Source organism: Hydrophilobacter chitinilyticus, from assembly GCF_049860745.1.
Classification (GTDB): Bacteria; Pseudomonadota; Gammaproteobacteria; order Burkholderiales; family Burkholderiaceae_C; genus Rhodoferax_B.
The window spans coordinates 679,299-696,444 of sequence record NZ_CP187561.1 but is presented as its reverse complement, the minus strand read 5'-3'; the positions used below and the strand labels follow the sequence as shown (position 1 = coordinate 696,444).

General features: G+C 62.1%; 13 protein-coding genes. 8 read left to right on the top strand and 5 right to left on the bottom strand.

Translation table 11 applies throughout. The features are described from left to right. Positions 1 to 13: 13 nt before the first annotated feature. Positions 14 to 2,635, bottom strand: coding sequence for an alpha-ketoglutarate dehydrogenase (gene mdeB / locus ACPWMG_RS03325; RefSeq protein ID WP_483303247.1), 2,622 nt, complete (start codon positions 2,633 to 2,635; stop codon positions 14 to 16). Positions 2,636 to 2,767: 132 nt separating this feature from the next. On the opposite strand from mdeB, the gene ACPWMG_RS03320 reads away from it, so the two are divergent. From ACPWMG_RS03320 to ACPWMG_RS03310, 3 genes are read left to right on the top strand one after another with little or no spacing between them, the layout of a single operon-like run. Beyond that, positions 2,768 to 3,238: an Lrp/AsnC family transcriptional regulator gene (locus ACPWMG_RS03320; RefSeq protein ID WP_483303246.1), complete on the top strand. Its 471-nt coding sequence runs from the start codon at positions 2,768 to 2,770 to the stop codon at positions 3,236 to 3,238. Between the two features lie 19 nt (positions 3,239 to 3,257). Then, entirely contained in the window at positions 3,258 to 3,731 is a 474-nt protein-coding gene (locus tag ACPWMG_RS03315; RefSeq protein WP_483303245.1) for a hypothetical protein, read from the top strand. After that, complete coding sequence (locus ACPWMG_RS03310) at positions 3,728 to 4,645, top strand: DUF2145 domain-containing protein (protein WP_483303244.1); 918 nt, start codon at positions 3,728 to 3,730, stop codon at positions 4,643 to 4,645. The genes ACPWMG_RS03315 and ACPWMG_RS03310 overlap by 4 nt, the downstream gene beginning before the upstream one ends. A 22-nt stretch (positions 4,646 to 4,667) precedes the next feature. Here ACPWMG_RS03310 and ACPWMG_RS03305 read toward each other — a convergent pair whose 3' ends face one another. After that, entirely contained in the window at positions 4,668 to 5,696 is a 1,029-nt protein-coding gene (locus ACPWMG_RS03305) for a zinc-binding alcohol dehydrogenase family protein (RefSeq protein WP_483305167.1), read from the bottom strand. A 126-nt stretch (positions 5,697 to 5,822) separates the two neighbouring features. On the opposite strand from ACPWMG_RS03305, the gene ACPWMG_RS03300 reads away from it, so the two are divergent. The 3 genes from ACPWMG_RS03300 to ACPWMG_RS03290 all read left to right on the top strand — a co-directional run bounded on the left by ACPWMG_RS03300 (position 5,823) and on the right by ACPWMG_RS03290 (position 10,465). Then, positions 5,823 to 6,758 (top strand): LysR family transcriptional regulator, encoded by a 936-nt coding sequence (locus tag ACPWMG_RS03300; RefSeq protein WP_483303243.1) that lies wholly within the window; start codon positions 5,823 to 5,825, stop codon positions 6,756 to 6,758. A gap of 422 nt (positions 6,759 to 7,180) precedes the next feature. After that, on the top strand, positions 7,181 to 8,788 hold the full coding sequence (locus ACPWMG_RS03295; protein WP_483303242.1) for an arylsulfatase: 1,608 nt from the start codon (positions 7,181 to 7,183) through the stop codon (positions 8,786 to 8,788). A gap of 63 nt (positions 8,789 to 8,851) precedes the next feature. Continuing rightward, complete coding sequence (locus ACPWMG_RS03290; protein ID WP_483303241.1) at positions 8,852 to 10,465, top strand: arylsulfatase; 1,614 nt, start codon at positions 8,852 to 8,854, stop codon at positions 10,463 to 10,465. A gap of 51 nt (positions 10,466 to 10,516) precedes the next feature. Here ACPWMG_RS03290 and ACPWMG_RS03285 read toward each other — a convergent pair whose 3' ends face one another. The 3 genes from ACPWMG_RS03285 to ACPWMG_RS03275 form a co-directional block, all read right to left on the bottom strand. Next, entirely contained in the window at positions 10,517 to 12,886 is a 2,370-nt protein-coding gene (locus ACPWMG_RS03285; RefSeq protein WP_483303240.1) for an arylsulfatase, read from the bottom strand. 127 nt (positions 12,887 to 13,013) lie between these two features. Continuing rightward, entirely contained in the window at positions 13,014 to 13,823 is an 810-nt protein-coding gene (locus tag ACPWMG_RS03280; RefSeq protein ID WP_483303239.1) for a transporter, read from the bottom strand. Positions 13,824 to 13,951: 128 nt separating this feature from the next. Continuing rightward, complete coding sequence (locus ACPWMG_RS03275) at positions 13,952 to 14,743, bottom strand: FadR/GntR family transcriptional regulator (RefSeq protein ID WP_483303238.1); 792 nt, start codon at positions 14,741 to 14,743, stop codon at positions 13,952 to 13,954. A 172-nt stretch (positions 14,744 to 14,915) separates the two neighbouring features. Between ACPWMG_RS03275 and ACPWMG_RS03270 the strand changes: the two genes are divergently transcribed. Both ACPWMG_RS03270 and ACPWMG_RS03265 read left to right on the top strand, forming a co-directional pair. Further along, a complete protein-coding gene (locus ACPWMG_RS03270) occupies positions 14,916 to 16,361 on the top strand; it encodes an aldehyde dehydrogenase family protein (RefSeq protein WP_483303237.1) in 1,446 nt (481 codons plus the stop codon). A gap of 14 nt (positions 16,362 to 16,375) precedes the next feature. After that, complete coding sequence (locus ACPWMG_RS03265) at positions 16,376 to 17,137, top strand: SDR family oxidoreductase (protein ID WP_483303236.1); 762 nt, start codon at positions 16,376 to 16,378, stop codon at positions 17,135 to 17,137. The last annotated feature ends 9 nt before the right edge of the window (positions 17,138 to 17,146 follow it).

The following is a 17,146-nucleotide window of genomic DNA, read 5'->3' as shown; positions in this document are numbered from 1 at the left end:
CCGCCAACTTTTACTAGGCTGCCAGCGCCGCCTTCACCACGCTGGCCGCGTCCACACCAAAGAAGCCACGCAACGCCGCGCGCGTGTCGCTGCGGCCAAAGCCGTCGGTGCCCAACGTGGTGTAGCTGCGGCCTGCCGGGATGAAGGCGCGCACACTTTCCGGCACGGCGCGCACATAGTCGGTGGCGGCGATCACTGGGCCTCGGCTGGCTTGCAGTTGGTTGGCAATGAACGCTGGCGTGTTGGATTCGAATGCACGCTGACCATCCCGTGCCAGCTCGCTCCAACTGGTGACGCTGAACACGTCCACGTCTACACCTTGTTCGGCCAATTGCTGCGCGGCTTTGATCACTTCGGTGAGGATGGCACCGGAGCCGAGCAGAGTTACAGCCTTAAGCTTTTCACTGCCCTGGCGCTCATCCACCTTGCGTGGATAGCTCGCAAACTTGTAGCAACCTCGAATGACTTCTTCCTGCACACCATCCGGCAAACTCGGCTGCGCGTAGTTCTCATTCATCAGCGTGACGTAGTAGAAAACGTCTTGCTGTTCGACCATCATTTCACGAATGCCCCGGTCGATGATGACGGCCATCTCGCCTGCAAACCCGGGGTCGTAGGCTTTGCAATTGGGAATGGTGGCCGCCCACAGGTGGCTGCTGCCGTCTTGGTGCTGCAGCCCTTCGCCGCCGAGCGTGGTGCGGCCGGAGGTGGCGCCCAGCAAGAAGCCGCGTGCGCGTTGGTCGGCGGCGGCCCAGATCTGGTCGCCCACGCGCTGGAAGCCAAACATCGAGTAGTAGATGTAGAACGGCAGCATCGCCAAACCGTGCACGCTGTAGGCCGTGGCGGCGGCCGTCCAGCTCGCCAGGGCACCGGCTTCGCTGATGCCTTCTTCCAGAATCTGCCCGTCCAAAGCTTCGCGGTAGCTCAGCACCGAGCCGATGTCTTCGGGCGCATAACGCTGGCCCACGCTGGAATAAATGCCCACCTGTTTGAACAGGTTGGCCATGCCGAAGGTGCGCGCTTCATCTGCCACGATGGGCACGATGCGCGGCCCTAAGTCAGCGTGTTTCAGCAGGTTGCCCAACAAGCGCACAAAGGCCATGGTGGTGCTCATTTCCTTGCCATCGGCCGCCAACGCAAACTGCGCGTAGTCGGCCAAGGCGGGCACGGGCAGCACAGCACACGCGGTGTCGCGCTTGGGCAGGTAGCCACCCAAGGCTTGGCGTTTGGCGTGCAGGTACTGCATTTCAGCGCTGTCGTCGGCCGGTTTGTAGAAGCTCAATGAGGTGACTTGTTCGTCGCTCAACGGCAGGTTGAAGCGGTTGCGGAAGGCGATGAGGTCGGTCTCGTCAAACTTCTTCTGCGAGTGTGTGGTCATGCGGCCCTGGCCGGCAGCGCCCATGCCGTAACCCTTCTTGGTGTGCGCCAGGATCACCGTGGGCTGGCCCTTGTGCGCAGCCGCTGCGGCGTAGGCGGCGTGGATCTTCACCACGTCGTGGCCGCCGCGTTTGAGGCGGTCGATTTGTTCGTCGGTCATGCCTTGCGCCAGGCGCTGCAGTTCTTCGTTCTGGCCAAAGAAATGCTCGCGGTTGAAGCGGCCGTCTTTGGCGGCAAAGGTTTGCATTTGGCCGTCCACCGTTTGCGCAAACACTCGCGTCAGCGCGCCGGTGGTGTCGCGTGCAAACAGGCCATCCCAGTCGGAACCCCACACCAGTTTGATGACGTTCCAGCCTGCACCCGCAAACAGTTTTTCCAGCTCGTCGATGATGCGGCCGTTGCCGCGCACCGGGCCGTCGAGCCGCTGCAGGTTGCAGTTGACCACCCACACCAGGTTGTCCAGGCCTTCACGTGCGGCCAAGGTCAGCGCGCTCATGGATTCGGGTTCGTCCATCTCGCCATCACCAAACACGCCCCACACTTTGCGGCCCGCGCAGTTCAGCAGGTTGCGGTGGCTCAGGTAACGCATGAAGCGCGCGTGGTAGATTGAGCTGATGGGGCCGATGCCCATGGAGCCGGTGGGGAACTGCCAGAAGTCCGGCATCAGGTACGGGTGCGGGTAGCTCGACAAGCCGCGCGCGCCGTGCGCCGGTGCGGTGATCTCTTGGCGATAGTGCTTCAGGTCTTGTTCGCTCAGCCGGCCTTCCAGGTATGCCCGCGCGTAAACGCCGGGCGCGCTGTGCGGCTGGAAGAACACCAGGTCGCCACGCTGCTTGTCATCCGCTGCATCGCGCGCCTTGAAGAAATGGTTGAAGCCCACCTCGAACAAATCGGCCGCACTGGCGTAGCTGGCGATGTGGCCGCCGAGTTCGCCATAGGCCTCGTTGGCGCGCACCACCATGGCCAGCGCGTTCCAGCGCATCAGCGAACCCAGGCGCTCTTCGACCGCCAGGTCGCCGGGGAACACTGGCTGCTGCTCCACCGGAATGGTGTTGAAGTACGGCGTGCTCAGCTCGGGCTGCCAGCCGATGCGCTGGGCGCGCGCCACGCGGGCCAACTCGTCCAGCATCTGGCGCGCCCGCGCCGGGCCTTGCGTGGCAACCAGCGCGGCAAACGCGTCGCGCCATTCGGCGGTTTCCTGCGGGTCGATGTCAATGTCTGCGGGGGCGAGCAAATTTTGCGGTGTGGGGGCGTTCATGGCGGGTCGTGCAAGGGGTAAGACGATGGTCCACTGTAGACCTCTGACTCGCGCATGTGCTGCCAGGCACGGGCATGGTTTTCGCTAATTTGCAGCATAAACTGCCGCAAAAATATAACTTCACAGACAAATATGAAACTCGACGCCCTGGACCTGCGCATATTGGCCGAACTTCAGCGCGACGGCTCGCTCTCCAACGTGGAGTTGGCGCGGCGCGTACACCTGTCACCCTCGCCCTGCCTGGCACGCGTGAAGGCGCTGGAGGCTTCCGGCGTCATCAACCGTTACGTGGCACTGGCCAACGCCGCCGCCCTGGGCTTGGGCTTGAACGTGTTCATCTCCATCAGCCTCAAGACACAAAACAAGGAGGCGCTGGCCGCATTCGAGCACAGCATTGCACTGCACGACGAGGTGATGGAGTGTTACCTGATGACCGGCGACTCCGACTACCTGATCCGCATCGCCGTGGCCGACATGGCGGCACTGGAGAAGTTCATCGTCGAGCAGCTCACGCCGATTCCGGGCATTGAAAAGATCCGCTCCAGCTTTGCGCTGAAACAGGTGCGATACAAAACGGCGTTACCCTTGCCGACTTTGAACTAGTCTTCCGCAGGGCATCACCATGGCTATCTCGTCTCTCTTCCGCGTTCTGGGCCTCAGCCTGTCGGCCCTTTGCCTGGTGCAACCGGCGCTGGCCGAAAGTTTTGCCTCCTCGGCTTCGAGCGCGGGCTCGGCTTCCTCGGGCAGCGTGTCGGACTCCATCAAGGATTCAAGCAACAGCTCCACCAGCAACCGCAACGTGGCCGAAGGCCCCTACCGCGTGATGGACGTGGCCCAGATTGATGCCGCCCCCGGCAAACCGGCGATGACGCAACTGACGCTGCGCGCCACTGACGCGGGCCCCACGCGCGAATTCGTGCTGGCGTTGCCACGCGTGGCGCTGGCCGACCGCCCTCTGGCCGCTGGCGACATGGTGCAAGCCAGCCAACGGCCTTACGGCTTCGAGTTTGCACGCGGCGACAACCGCCAAGCCTTCTTCCTGGTGCTGACCGACGACTGGCAACGCGAGTTCGACTCGCACCCCGTCACCCTTTGAAGCACGGTTACGCGTCAGGGTTGCGGCGAACCTTGGTCGCCGCAACCAGTCTGCTGTGGCTAGGTGCCGTGCACGCAGCCAACCTGCGCGCTTGTGACCGCCCCGCCACCGTCAGCGCCGCGGAGCAAGACCGTCAACTGCGCGTGGCCGCACTCATCCGGCAAACGCTGCAGCAAAGCGGCCAGCAGGTCGCGTTGATCGCACGCGCCGGGCTCGACCTCAGCCGCTTTGGCGTGCGCTATTCGCATGCGGGCATCAGCCTGCAGGCCAACCCCAACAGCGCCTGGTCGGTGCGCCAGCTCTACTACGCGTGTGATGAATCGCGCCCGCGCCTGTTCGACCAAGGCCTGGCGGGCTTTCTGCAGGGCTCGGACAACCCCTCGCAGGGCTTCATCTCAGTCGTGCTGCTGCCAGAACCCCAGGCCGCAGCCCTGGCGCATGCCGCGCTGGATCGTCCGCAGGCGCTGGCCTTGCTGGCTGGTGATTACAGCGCCAATGCCTACGCCTTCAGCACACGCTTTCAGAACTGCAACCAATGGGTGATGGAGCTCATCGCCAGCGCCTGGGGCGGCTTTGACGCCGCCCCGCCAACCCGTGCACAAGCCCAGCAATGGCTGGCCACACACGGTTACGCCCCGGAGCCGGTGAACGTCGGTTCACACGCGCTGATGTTGGCCGCGCACTTCACGCCGCTGATCCACGTGGCTGATCATCCATTGGCTGACATCCAGGCGCTGAAGTTGCACGTGAGCATGCCCGCGTCCATTGAAGCCTTTGCGCGCCAGCAAGCGCCGCAAGCCGAACGCATCGAGTTTTGCTACAACACGCGCCACGCCGTGGTGCGGCGCGGTTGGCAGCCGCTCAGCGACAACTGCGAAGCCGCGCCAGGCGACGAAGTGGTGCGCTTCGACTAAGGCCTGCCACCAGGCCTGATCGTCAAGCCGACCAGCCTTCCAACACCACCTTGCCAAACACACGGCCCGACTCCACCAGCCGGTGGGCCTGCAACAGGTTGGCGGCGTTGATCGGCCCCACGGTTTGGGCCCAGGTAGTTTTGAGCTTGCCACTCTCGACCAACGCGGCCACCGCTGTCAGCAAGCGGTGCTGCTCCACCAGATCGGGCGTGCCAAACAGGCTGCGGGTGAACATCAACTCCCAATGTAGGCTGATGCTTTTGCTTTTCAACAGGCGCACGTCCGGTGCTTCGGCGGGGTCGTCAATCAAGGCAAACTTGCCTTGCGGCGCCAGCACCTCCACCAGTTGCGCAAAGTGCTGTTGTGTGTGCGTGAGGCTGGCCACCAAGTTGACGTGGGGCACGCCTGCGGCCTGCAACTGCGGTGCGAAAGGTTTGCTGTGGTCGATGACGTGGTGCGCGCCCAAGGCCAAGCACCAGTCACGCGTCTCCGCGCGCGATGCGGTGGCGACGACGGTGAGCTGCGTGAGTTGCCGCGCCAGTTGGATCAGCATCGAGCCCACACCACCTGCCGCGCCGGTGATCAACAAGGCCTGGCCGGCACCACCACCCTGTGCCACACCCAGCCGGTCGAACAGCAACTCCCACGCGGTGATGGCCGTCAACGGCATGGCGGCGGCTTGTGCATCCGACAAACTGGCCGGCGCGCGGCTGACGATGCGTTCGTCCACCACATGCCGCTCGGCATTGGTGCCGGGGCGCGCGATGCTTCCGGCGTACCACACGCGGTCGCCCACGCGCAGCAGGCTCACCGCATCGCCCACCGCCAGCACGGTGCCCACGGCGTCCCAGCCCAGCACCTCGGCTTTACCGGCTTGCGGCGCGCGGTTACGGCGGATTTTGGTGTCCACCGGGTTAACCGACACCGCCTTCACCGCCACCAGCAAGTCATGCGGAGCCAGGCTTTCGGTGGTGGGCGCGGGCAGTTGCAGGTCCAGCAAAGCCTCGGAGTGGTCAGCCGGCAGCGACTGGGTGTAGCCAACGGCCTTCATGGTCGAGGGATGGGCTTGTGGTGAGGCGGACATGGCGAGCTCCTTTTGCAGAAAACGATGAACAGGCCGAGAATTTAAGCCCTTGCTCTCGCTTGATAAACCACCTGATCCAACCTTCAGTTTCAAATGAAATTTGATAATCTGGACGAGCTGCACATCGTGCTCGCCTGCCAGGAAGCGGGCAACCTCACAGCCGCTGCTGGCCGGTTAAACCTCACGCCAGCCGCCGCCAGCGCCTCGCTGAAAAAGCTCGAAACGCGGCTGGGCGTGCGTCTGTTCGAACGCAGCACGCGGCGTATGCGCATCACCCCAGCGGGCGAGTTGCTGGTCGACTACGCGCGGCGTGCCATCGACCTGCTGACTGAGGCGCAAGCGCAGTTGACCGAAGACCAGCGCCAACTGGTGGGCCTGATCCGCATCTCGGCCCCCAGCGACCTGACCCGACGCGTGCTGATGCCATGGCTCGACGAATTCATGGCCCTGCACGCGGGGGTGGAAGTGCAATTGGCCGTGAGCGATATTCTGAGCGACGTGATCCGCGATCAGGTGGATGTGGCGCTGCGCTACGGTGAGCTGGAAGACTCTCGCCTCGTCGCGCGGCGTTTGCTGTTTGTACGCCGCGTGGTGTGCGCTGCGCCCGACTACCTGGCGCGCCACGGCACACCGCGACACCCGCTCGATCTGGCACAGCACGAATGCCTGACGTTCCAGATCCGAGGCAAGCGCGCACTGCAGTGGCCGTTTGAGCGCAGCGACCCGAGCAAGGGCAACGAAAAAGTCACCGTGCGCGTGCACGGCCGACGCAGCGCCGACGACGCCGAAATCGTGCACCGCTGGGCCCTCGCCGGCCACGGCATCATCTGCAAAAGCGCACTCGACGTACACGCCCACATCCAGAGCGGCGCGCTGGTGCATCTGCTGCAGGACTGGGAAGGCATTGCCATGCCAGTGCATGCGGTGCTGCCGAGTGGCCGCTTTTTGCCAGCGCGGGTGCGGGCGTTTGTCGATTTTTTGGCGGAGAAGATGGCGGCTTTGCAATTGCCTGGAAGCCACACGGTTTAAGACCGCAGGCCGGCGGTTGTTTGGAGCATGTTGCCAAAAAAATGGCTAGGCTCCAGCCTCGTACGAGGACTAGACAACGCTCAGAAAACAAAGTCAAATGAAATGGCAGTGCCCACTGCGTGCCGCACAAGGAAAGCTCGATGTTCAAGCCGACATTTGGATTCCCCGTTTCATGTTGCGTTGCTGGTCTGACGGCCGTGGTTAGGCCACACGGCATGGCCCAAGAGGCTCAAGACCTCGCTCAAAAACTTTCCAACTCCATTGCGGCGCTGATCAGCGTGCCTGTGCAATACGACTGAGACATTGGCAACCGCGGCGGCCTCCATGACGCGGCTTGAGGTGCAGTGATGCTGACCTGACAGTTCTGACAGTGGTAGATGTGTGCTCCCTGTATTTTTTTGCATTCAGATCGGACTGATGACATGAAAAATCTTGTTTGGCGCGCGCTGTCCGCAGCGTTGTTGACGGTGGTTTCTTTGGGCGCGAACGCGCAAACTCAACCGGGCAACGCGTTTGCCATGCCACCCCAGTCCAAGCCTTATCTGGAGGCCGCCATCCCAAGGCCAGAGCAAGATAAAGCTGCGGCGGACAAGCTTGCCGCGTTAGAGAAGAAGTTTGGTCGCAAGCCCAATATTCTGATTCTCTTGGTGGACGACATGGGCTGGGGTGATGCAGGCGCTTTTGGTGGCGGTTTGATGATTGGGGCCCCCACGCCCAACATCGACAAACTCGCCACCGACGGCCTGAAATTGCTCAGCGTGTATTCACAGCCCACTTGCACCCCTTCGCGCGCGGCCTTGATGACGGGGCGTATCCCCACGCGTAGCGGCCTGACGCGGCCCACACTGAGCGGCGAAGTACCCAAGGTCAACCCCTGGGCAGAGGAGGTGACCACCGCCAAGCTGTTATCCGACGCGGGCTATCGCACAGCTCTGTCTGGCAAATGGCACCTGGGTGAGAGCGAAGGCGCGCTGCCGCACCAGACCGGGTATGACGAGTACTACGGAATCTTGTCTGTCATGAGCGACTTCAGCCAGCAACTCGACAAACGACTCTACCCCGACCTGATGTTGCGACCAGACCGCCTTGCGGCCCTGCAGAGCCTGAGCCCTGCGGCCATCACCAAGGGTAAGAAAGGCGGCAAACTGGAGGTCGCGGAAAAGATCACCACGACAGACGAGCTGGGGCAAATCGACCAGAAGTTTGCCGACTATTCAGAAGAGTTCATTCGCCGCACCGTCAAGGATCAAAAGCCTTTCTACCTCTACCATTCCTTTGGCCGTTTGCACAACGACACCTATCCAGCCAAGGGCTACGAGGGCAAGAGTCCTGCGGGCTTTCCGCAACGGGATGCCTTGGTGGAAGTGGACGATATCGTGGGTCGGCTCATCGCCGTTCTCAAAGACACCGGGCAGTTGGAAAACACGCTTGTGTTCTTCACCTCTGACAACGGCGCCAATGAAGACTTGATGCCTGACTCGAGCTACCAACCCTTCCGTGGCGGCAAAGGCAGCACCTGGGAAGGTGGCGTACGCGTGCCGGGCATCGCCTATTGGCCGGGCATGATTGCGCCCGGTCGCATCAGCGATGGGCTCTTCGACCTGTGCGACATGTTCAACACACCGCTGGGCATTGCAGGCATCTCCGACAAGATTCCAACGGCACGTTATATCGACGGCATTGACCAGACGTCGTTCCTGCTGGCCGATGACGGAAAGTCCAAACGCGATGCGGTCTTCATGTACGCAGAGAACGCGCTGATGGCTGTGCGTTGGCAGGAATACAAGGTCCACTTCAAGGTGTTTCTCAACCAAGCGGCGCACCGCAATCTGGATGAAAGCATCAATGTCGACCTCGGCATGGCGCCATGGGTGTACAACTTGTACATGGACCCGAAAGAGCAGAGCAGCCAGGGGCATTCACGATTTGAATGGGGCATTCCCCAGGTCTTGCAACGCGCAGGGCGGCATGCGGCCACCTTCGAAAAATATCCGCGCAAGGACATTGGCTTGAAGAAGCCTGGCGGCTAAAGCCTTGACGTGCCGGCACTTGTCGCCGGTTTGGCATCCCTTTTTTCATCTCGAAAGATTCTGATGCGCTCTCATCAATGTTGGCTCCAACCGTCCAGGAACCTGGGCGTCATTCTGCTCACTGCCGCGTTGGCGTTTTCTTCAACATGGACTTTGGCCTCGGGCCTGAGCAAGGCGGTACGCACATCAGAGAGCATGGAGCCAGCGGTGCCATGGCCTGAGCAAGACAAAACCGCGCAGCAAAAACTGGCCGACCTGCAAAAAGCCAAGGGCAAGCGCCCGAATGTGATTTGGCTGGTGGTGGACGACATGGGCTATGGCGACCCGGGCGTCTACGGTGGCGGCGAAACCATCGGCGCGGCCACGCCCAACATCGACCAGTTGGCGCGCGATGGCCTGCAGCTCATGTCGACCTATTCGCAGCCCACCTGCACGCCGACCCGATCGGCCATGATGCTGGGGCGGCTGCCCGCGCGCACCGGGCTCACCCGCCCGATTCTGGCCGGCGACAAGATCAGCAAAAACCCATGGGAAGGCGAGAAAAGCATCGGTGCGATTCTGAGCCAGGCCGGCTACTACACCATCTTGACCGGCAAGTGGCATACGGGTGAAGCCAAGGGCATGCGGCCCGTGGAAGTTGGCTTCGATGAGTTCCAGGGCTACTACGCCTCACAAAAGGAACTGACGCAGCAGGTGGACGAGCGCCGCTACCCTGATCTGGTGCTCAATCCAGAACGCATGGCGGCGTTCAAAGAAGTGAGTGGCGCGATTGACATGTTCCATGCCCGCAAGGGTGAAGCGCAGGAGCAAGTGGTCGAAAAAACGGTGAGCATCGACCAGTTCGCCGAATCCGATCAGAAGCTTGCCGACTTCACCATCGAGCGCATCCGCACGCTGGCAAAAGCAGACAAGCCCTTCTTCATCTCGCACAACTTCATGCGCATGCATGCCGACAACCACCCTAGCAAGCAATTCAAAGGCAAGAGTTCGGCCAAGTATCCCTACAAGGACAACGTGGTCGAAGTCGATGCGCTGGTCGGGCGCATCGTGCAGGCCCTGCGCGACGCGGGTGTCGCAGACAACACCCTTGTTTTCTTCACATCCGACAACGGACCGCAAAACGACTCGTGGCCGGACACGGGCTACACCCCGTTCCGAGGCGCAAAAAACACCCCGTGGGAAGGTGGCGTGCGCGTACCGGGCATTGCCTGGTGGCCCGGCATGATCAAGCCCGGTCGGCAGAGTGCTGAACTGTTTGATTTGATGGATCTGTTCAATACCTCCATCAGCATTGCCGGCGCGGGCAAGATGATTCCAAATGACCGCTACATCGATGGGATCGACCAGACCTCATTCCTGCTGGACGACAGCGGCCGCTCTCACCGTGAAAAGGTTTTCATCTGGTCACAGTACACCCCCGTGGGCATACGCATGTACGAGTACAAGCTGCTGACCAAGGTGGTGGAGGCGCGTGCCCAATGGCTGGACATCGACATGGCGACGATCACCGATGTGGGGCTCTCGCCATGGCTGTTCAACCTCAACATCGACCCCAAGGAGCAGTACGCCGTGGGCCATCGAATGAATCCGTGGCTGGCATCGCTTGCGCAGGAATTGAAGGAGCATGCCGCCACGTTCCAGAAATACCCGCCCAAGGACATTGGGCTGAAGCAATAGCCAAGGCCCCGAACAGGCTTAGATCAAGCCGGGCACGTCGTGCCCAACTTCCTACTTGATATCAACGGTGACCGTCTCAATCTGCCCGTTGAACTTGAACGGCGCCTTGTAGGCTGGCGTTACCGGTTGGCCGGTATCCTCGCCAATGCCAAAGGTGTCGATGCCAAAGCGCCCGCCCACGGTGGCGTCCATCGAGCCCGTGCCCACCGTCTCGCCGTTGACCTTGAGCGCGATCTTGGCGCCCTTGCCGGCACCGCCGCCGGCGTAGTCAAAGTCGAGTTGGATCGTGGCGTCACCCTCCGGCAGCGGCTTGCTGCTCTTCACCACCGTGTGCTCGTCGAAGTAGTTGTAGTCGAAGATGGGCACGCCATCCTTGACGTAGAGCGAGATGCCCGCGGCCACGCCGCCAAACGCCATCACCACACCTTGCGTCTTGGCCCCTTCGCCCTTGAGCTTGGCGTTCAGGGTCCAGGTGCGGTTCTTCATCGGCGGGGCCGCTGGCTCGGGGATGCGAATCGCGCCGGCAGCGTAGCTAAAGTGCTTACCGCCCGGGTCCGCACCGGGCACGGGCGGCTTGGGTGAAGACAAGCGCCCGGCGCCACGGTCATCGAGCGGGTAGACGCCGAACTTCTTCGCGGCGACGTCGAACTTGGCCTTGAGTTCAGCCAGCTTCTTCGGGTTTTGTGCCGCCAGGTCGTTGGCCTCGGAAAAATCTTCTTTCAGGTTGTAGAGTTCCCAGCGGTCCTTTTCCCAATTGCCGGGCGCCAGGTCTTGCCGCCATGGCAGCGTGTGCTGCGCGTTGGCCTTCCAGCCGTCGGCGTACATCGACCGGTTGCTGAAGATTTCGAAATACTGCTCATTGCGCCCCTTGTACGTGCGATCCGTAAAGCTGGCCATGAACGACTGACCTGCCAAAGGCTTTTGCGGAATGCCGTTGACCGTCTTGGGCATCTTCAAATGTGCTGCGTCCAGGATGGTCGGCACCACATCCACCAAGTGCACAAAGGCATCGCGCACCTTGTCGTCGTGCTTGATCTTGGCGGGCCACGACACCACCATCGGGTTGCGCGAACCGCCCAGGTGCGAGGCCACCTGCTTGACCCACTGGAACGGCGTGTTGCCGGCCCACGCCCAGCCCACGGGATAGTGCGGCTCCGACTCCGGCCCACCCAGCTTGTTCAGGTTCTTCAACACATCTTCCAGCGGCGAGTTGATGCCGTTGAGCCCCTTGATTTCATTGAGCGTGCCGTCCGGCCCACCCTCGGCGGACGCACCATTGTCGCCCACGATGTAGATGATGAGCGTGTTGTCGGCGTCGGGCAGTTCCTTGACGGCAGCTTGCAGGCGGCCGATTTCGCTGTCCACGAAGGAGAAGAAACCAGCGTAGTTCTCCATCAGCGCGCTGTAGACCTTTTTCTGGTCGGCGTTGAGCGTGTCCCATGCCTTCACCCAATCCGGGCGCGGCGTCAATTGCGTGCCCTGCGGAATGATGCCCATGGCAAGCTGCTGCTTGTAGACGGTTTCGCGGTACGCGTCCCAGCCCATGTCGAACTTGCCCTTGAACTTGTCACGCCACTCGGCTGTGACGTGGTGCGGCGCGTGCATGGCGCCGGGCGCGAAGTACATGAAGAATGGCTTTTCGGGCGCCACCGACTTGGAGAACTTCATGCGTGCGATGGCCCGGTCGGTCATGTCGGTCATGAAGTGGTAGCCCTGCTCGGGCGTCTTGTCGGGTTCGACCGGGTTGGTGTTCTCGAACAACACCGGGTAGTACTGGTGCGTTTCGCCCGAGTTGAAGCCGTAGAAGTAATCAAAGCCCATGCCGGTGGGCCAGCGGTCGAACGGGCCGGCGACAGTCTGCTCCCAATCAGGTGTGTTGTGGTTCTTGCCAAACCACCACGAGGTGTAGCCGTTGTCGCGCAGCACCTCGCCGATGGTGGCCGTGGTGCGCGGGATCATGGTCGAATAGTTTTCGTAACCCGTGGCCCACTCCATCAAGAAGCCGCTGTTGGCGGTGTGATGGTTGCGCCCCGTCAGCAGCGCTGCACGCGATGGCCCGCAGATGGCCGTGGTGTGGAAGCGGTTGTATTTCAGCCCTTCGGACGCGAGCTTGTCGAGATTGGGCGTGGGAATCAAACCGCCAAACGTGGAGGTCTGGCCAAAGCCTACGTCGTCCAGCAGGATGATGATGACGTTGGGCGCGCCTTTGGGTGCGGCCACCGGCGTCTGCCATTTCTCGGTGGATTCTTTGTAGGTCTTGCCGACCTTACCCTCAAATGGCGACAACGGGATGGGCAACGCGGAACGGTCGGGCCACTTGGCGGCCTGTGACCACGCCACCTGAGGTAGCGCCAGCACCAATGACAACAAGGCTGCTAGCCAGCGTCGTCCAAAAAGAGCACCAGTAAAACGAAACGCCATGGGACCTCCCGTTGAGGCAGACGGATCTGCCGAACTTCGCACCAAGAACTTATTTCTTCACCGTCCAAGACCTGCGTACAGTGGGACAAAGAAGCCGCAGCGGCTCATGCCCTTTGCCAGCAGCCCACTACTTGGGAAAAAGGTAGGTCAGCACCAGCCGAGCGCCCCAGTTTTGCGGCCCTGTGTCAGGGCTTTTGGCCCAGTAGCGCAGGCCGCCGCCAATGCTCACGGGTTGGTTGCCAAACTTCACCAGCTTGGTCACCATGACGTTGACGGGAACGGCCCACTGCTCGTTCTTCCAGTCGTAAGTGGACTCGGTGTTCAAGACATAAGTCCAGGCGTCCTTGGTGGTGTACGAGAGAAAAGGTTGAACGAAGCTGCTGCTCACATTGGGCCGTGAACTCACGCCGCCAACGCCCCAGATATGGTTAGCCAGTACGCCATAGGTCCAGGGGCCATCCTGTTTCAGCAAAACGACCGTAGGACCGGCACCCCACTTGCGCGCGCTCAGCTCCGGCTCGGTACCCGTGGGCAGCAAGAACGCAGGCCCGATGCCCCAGATGAGCCCTCCCGCCGTAGGCGCCTTGGGTGAGAAGAACAGGCTTTGCGTGATGTCGCCCAAGCCCGTTTGGCTGGAGTCGCCAGCCACGTTGTTCTGGCTCACGATGGGCACGATGGTGCGGCTGATCATGTTCCAGTCCGCGTTCAGCGAAATCGGCACCACCGGCTGAAAGTTCAGGTACGACTTGTGACCATTGCGGCTGCCAATGTCGTGGTCGTAGTTGTACTGCAGGGGCACGCTGATGAGCGCGGCCACGGGGTTGGAGAGTTTTTTCGCCAGGTCTTCGGCGTCCTGCGCCATGGTGTGTGGGCTGGCCACAGCGATCAGACTGGCGATGCAACAAGAACCGGGGAATCCAAATGTCGGCTTGAACATTGAGCTTTCCTTGTGTGGCATGCAGTGGACACTGCCGGTGCATTTCACTTTGTTTTCTCAACAATGTCCAGTGCCTGCCCACGGCTCAAGCAGACGCCCATTGGGCGCCATCGGCACAGCCCCTCGCGCTAAATCCGCGGCTCCAACTCCAGCATGCGCACCCGTGCGTTCTCGATGTGACCGCGCATCGCCCGGCGGGCGCCCTCACCGTCTTGTGCCTTGATGAGGTCGAAGATGGCGCGGTGTTCGTCGAGTGCGTCTTGGGTGCGGCGCCAGGGTTTCATGTGGGCCAGATGGCGCCACAGGTTGACGGCGTGGCTTACGTCGTACTCCAGCGTTTTCAACACCTGCGCCAGCCGTGGGTTGGCCGAGGCTTGCGCCACTGCTTCGTGAAAGCCGTAGTCGAAGTGATGGGCCACGTCGCCGCGTTTGGCGGCGGCGTCAAAACCGTCGAGCATGGCGGCCATGCGCTCCAGGTCGTGTGGTTTACGGCGCAGCGCTGCGAAGTAGGCGCATTCGGGCTCGACCACCAGGCGCAGCTCCAGGCCGTAGAGGATGTGGCTCATGTCGGCCGCGCTGCGCTCGGGCGGCGCGGCGGCCAGGGCACCGGGGGTGGCCGTGACGTAGGTGCCGGAACCTCGGCGCGATTCAACCAGACGATCGCCACGCAAGCGGTCGAGCGCTTGGCGCACCACGGGGCGCGAGACGTCGAACAGCGCGGCCAGTTCCAGCTCGGACGGCAGCCGCGCTTCGGGCGCCAGCTTGCCGGTCATGATGGAGTGGAACAGGCTGTCGTACACGCGCTCGGCAAAACGCTCGTGGCGCACGGGCTCGACGCCCAGGTCGGCCAAAGCGTGCGCCAAAGCTTCTGCCGTGGAGGCATCGGATGGTTCTTTGGAGGATGGCGATTTGCTGCGCATGGCGTTTTATTTTCAGCTTGACATGACAGAAAGTCATCACTTGAAATGACAGATTTTGTCGCTTTCAGGTTGAACCCTGCCCCATCACCCCCCTTCAGAACGCATATTAGTAAACCATATTGACAACTTTACACCACAACTTCTAAGATGCCATGAGTCATTAGGAGACACCGTGAAGCAACATTTCATCGCCAACCGCTGGGTGCCACCGGCATCCGGCGAAAGCATTCCCGTCATCGACCCGTCTACCGGCGAAACCTTCGACGCACTGGCGCGGGGCAATAGCGCCGACATCGACCAAGCCATCGCCGCCGCGCGCACCGCCTACGAAGGCCAGAACACGGGAGATTGGGGCCGCCTCACCGCCGCCGAGCGTGGCCGCCTGCTGCACAAGCTGGCGCTGAAGATGCAAGACCACGTGGAAGAACTGGCGCAACTGGAAGCACGCGACTGCGGCAAGCCGCTGAAACAAGCGCGTGCCGACGCCACCGCCGTGTCGCGTTACTTCGAGTTCTACGCCGGTGCGGCCGACAAGCTGCACGGCTACACCATTCCCTACCAAAACGGCTACACCGTGCTGTCCATCCGCGAGCCGCATGGCGTGACCGGGCACATCATTCCGTGGAACTACCCGCTGCAGATTTTTGGTCGCAGCGTGGGTGGCGCCTTGGCGGCCGGCAATGCCTGTGTGGTGAAGCCGGCCGAAGACGCTTGCCTGTCGCTGCTGCGCGTGGCCGAGTTGGCCGCCGAGGCGGGCTTTCCGCCCGGCGCGCTGAACATCGTTACCGGCTACGGCCACGAGGTGGGCGATGCACTGGTGAAGCACCCCGGCATCGACCACATCTCGTTCACCGGCTCGCCCGCCATTGGCAAGGTGGTGGTGCGCGCCGCCGCCGAGAACCACACGCCGGTGACACTGGAGTTGGGCGGCAAGTCGCCGCAGATCGTGTTTGCCGATGCCGACTTTGACGCCATGCTGCCCGTGGTGGTCAACGCCATCGTGCAGAACGCCGGGCAAACCTGCTCGGCCGGCAGCCGCTTGCTCGTGGAGCGCAGCGCCTACGAGTCGGTGGTCGAGAAGCTCGGCCAGGCATTTGCCAAGCTGCGCGTCGGCCCGTCGCAAATGGACTTGGACTGCGGCCCGCTGATCCGCCACACGCAACTGCAGCGCGTGACAGGTTTTTTGGATGAAGTGCGGCGCGACGGCCTGGGCATTGCGGCCCAAGGCCAGATCGTGACGGAAGCGCCCAAGAGCGGCTTTTACGCAGCGCCCACGCTGGTACGCGACGTGCCAGCCCAGCACCGCCTAGCGCAAGAAGAAGTGTTTGGCCCGGTGATCGCCGCCATGCCGTTCGACGACGAGGCCGACGCCGCCCGTCTGGCCAACAGCACCGATTACGGCCTGGTCGCCAGTGTGTGGACACGCGACGGCGGCCGCCAGATGCGCATGGCGCGCAAGGTGCGCTCGGGCCAGGTGTTCATCAACAACTACGGCGCGGGCGGCGGCATTGAGCTGCCGTTTGGCGGCGTGAAGGCCAGCGGTTATGGGCGCGAAAAAGGCTTCGAGGCGCTCTACGGTTTTACGGTTTTGAAGACCATCTCAATCAAGCACGACTAATTCGGGAGACATTCATGCGTATCGAAAACAAAGTGGTCATCGTGACCGGCTCGGGCGGCGGCATTGGCGAGGGCATTGCGCGCCGACTGGCGGCCGAGGGTGCCAAGGTGGTGGTGAATGACATCAACCCCACGTTGGGCCAAAAAGTCACGGCCGACATCAACGCGGCGGGCGGCACCGCCCTGTTTGTCGCGGCCGACGTGACCAAGTCCGATGACGTCAAAGCCTTGGTCGACGCCACCGTCAAAGCTTATGGCCGTCTGGACGTGATGGTGAACAACGCCGGCTGGACGCACCGCAACCGCCCCGCACTCGAAGTGTCGGAAGACGAATTCGACAAGTGCTTCGCCGTCAACGTGAAGAGCCTGTACCTAGCCACCATGCACGCCGTGCCGGTGTTCCGCCAGAACGGCGGCGGCAGCTTCATCAACATTGCATCGACCGCCGGCATTCGCCCACGCCCAGGCCTGACTTGGTACAACGCATCCAAGGGCGCCGCCATCACGCTGAGCAAGTCGCTCGCCGCTGAGCTGGGCCCGGACAACATCCGCGTGAACTGCCTGAACCCGGTGTTCAACCCCGACACTGGCTTGTCTGCCGAGTTTGCCGGCGGCCCGGTGGACGACGCGCGCCGCGCCAAGTTCCTGGCGACGATTCCGCTCGGGCGCTTCTCTACCGCGCAAGACGTGGCCAACGCCGCGTTGTACCTGGCCAGCGATGAAGCTGCCTTTATTACGGGCGTATGTATCGAAGTAGACGGCGGCCGCTGCGTCTAAAAAAGCGGT

What these genes read in the sequence shown, in the direction of transcription:
- ACPWMG_RS03320 (WP_483303246.1), top strand. Translation starts at nt 2,768, where the DNA reads ATGAAACTCGACGCCCTGGACCTGCGCATATTGGCCGAACTTCAGCGC.
- mdeB (WP_483303247.1), bottom strand. Translation starts at nt 2,635, where the DNA reads ATGAACGCCCCCACACCGCAAAATTTGCTCGCCCCCGCAGACATTGAC.
- ACPWMG_RS03295 (WP_483303242.1), top strand. Translation starts at nt 7,181, where the DNA reads ATGAAAAATCTTGTTTGGCGCGCGCTGTCCGCAGCGTTGTTGACGGTG.
- ACPWMG_RS03280 (WP_483303239.1), bottom strand. Translation starts at nt 13,823, where the DNA reads ATGTTCAAGCCGACATTTGGATTCCCCGGTTCTTGTTGCATCGCCAGT.
- ACPWMG_RS03305 (WP_483305167.1), bottom strand. Translation starts at nt 5,696, where the DNA reads ATGAAGGCCGTTGGCTACACCCAGTCGCTGCCGGCTGACCACTCCGAG.
- ACPWMG_RS03285 (WP_483303240.1), bottom strand. Translation starts at nt 12,886, where the DNA reads ATGGCGTTTCGTTTTACTGGTGCTCTTTTTGGACGACGCTGGCTAGCA.
- ACPWMG_RS03275 (WP_483303238.1), bottom strand. Translation starts at nt 14,743, where the DNA reads ATGCGCAGCAAATCGCCATCCTCCAAAGAACCATCCGATGCCTCCACG.
- ACPWMG_RS03315 (WP_483303245.1), top strand. Translation starts at nt 3,258, where the DNA reads ATGGCTATCTCGTCTCTCTTCCGCGTTCTGGGCCTCAGCCTGTCGGCC.
- ACPWMG_RS03265 (WP_483303236.1), top strand. Translation starts at nt 16,376, where the DNA reads ATGCGTATCGAAAACAAAGTGGTCATCGTGACCGGCTCGGGCGGCGGC.
- ACPWMG_RS03290 (WP_483303241.1), top strand. Translation starts at nt 8,852, where the DNA reads ATGCGCTCTCATCAATGTTGGCTCCAACCGTCCAGGAACCTGGGCGTC.
- ACPWMG_RS03300 (WP_483303243.1), top strand. Translation starts at nt 5,823, where the DNA reads ATGAAATTTGATAATCTGGACGAGCTGCACATCGTGCTCGCCTGCCAG.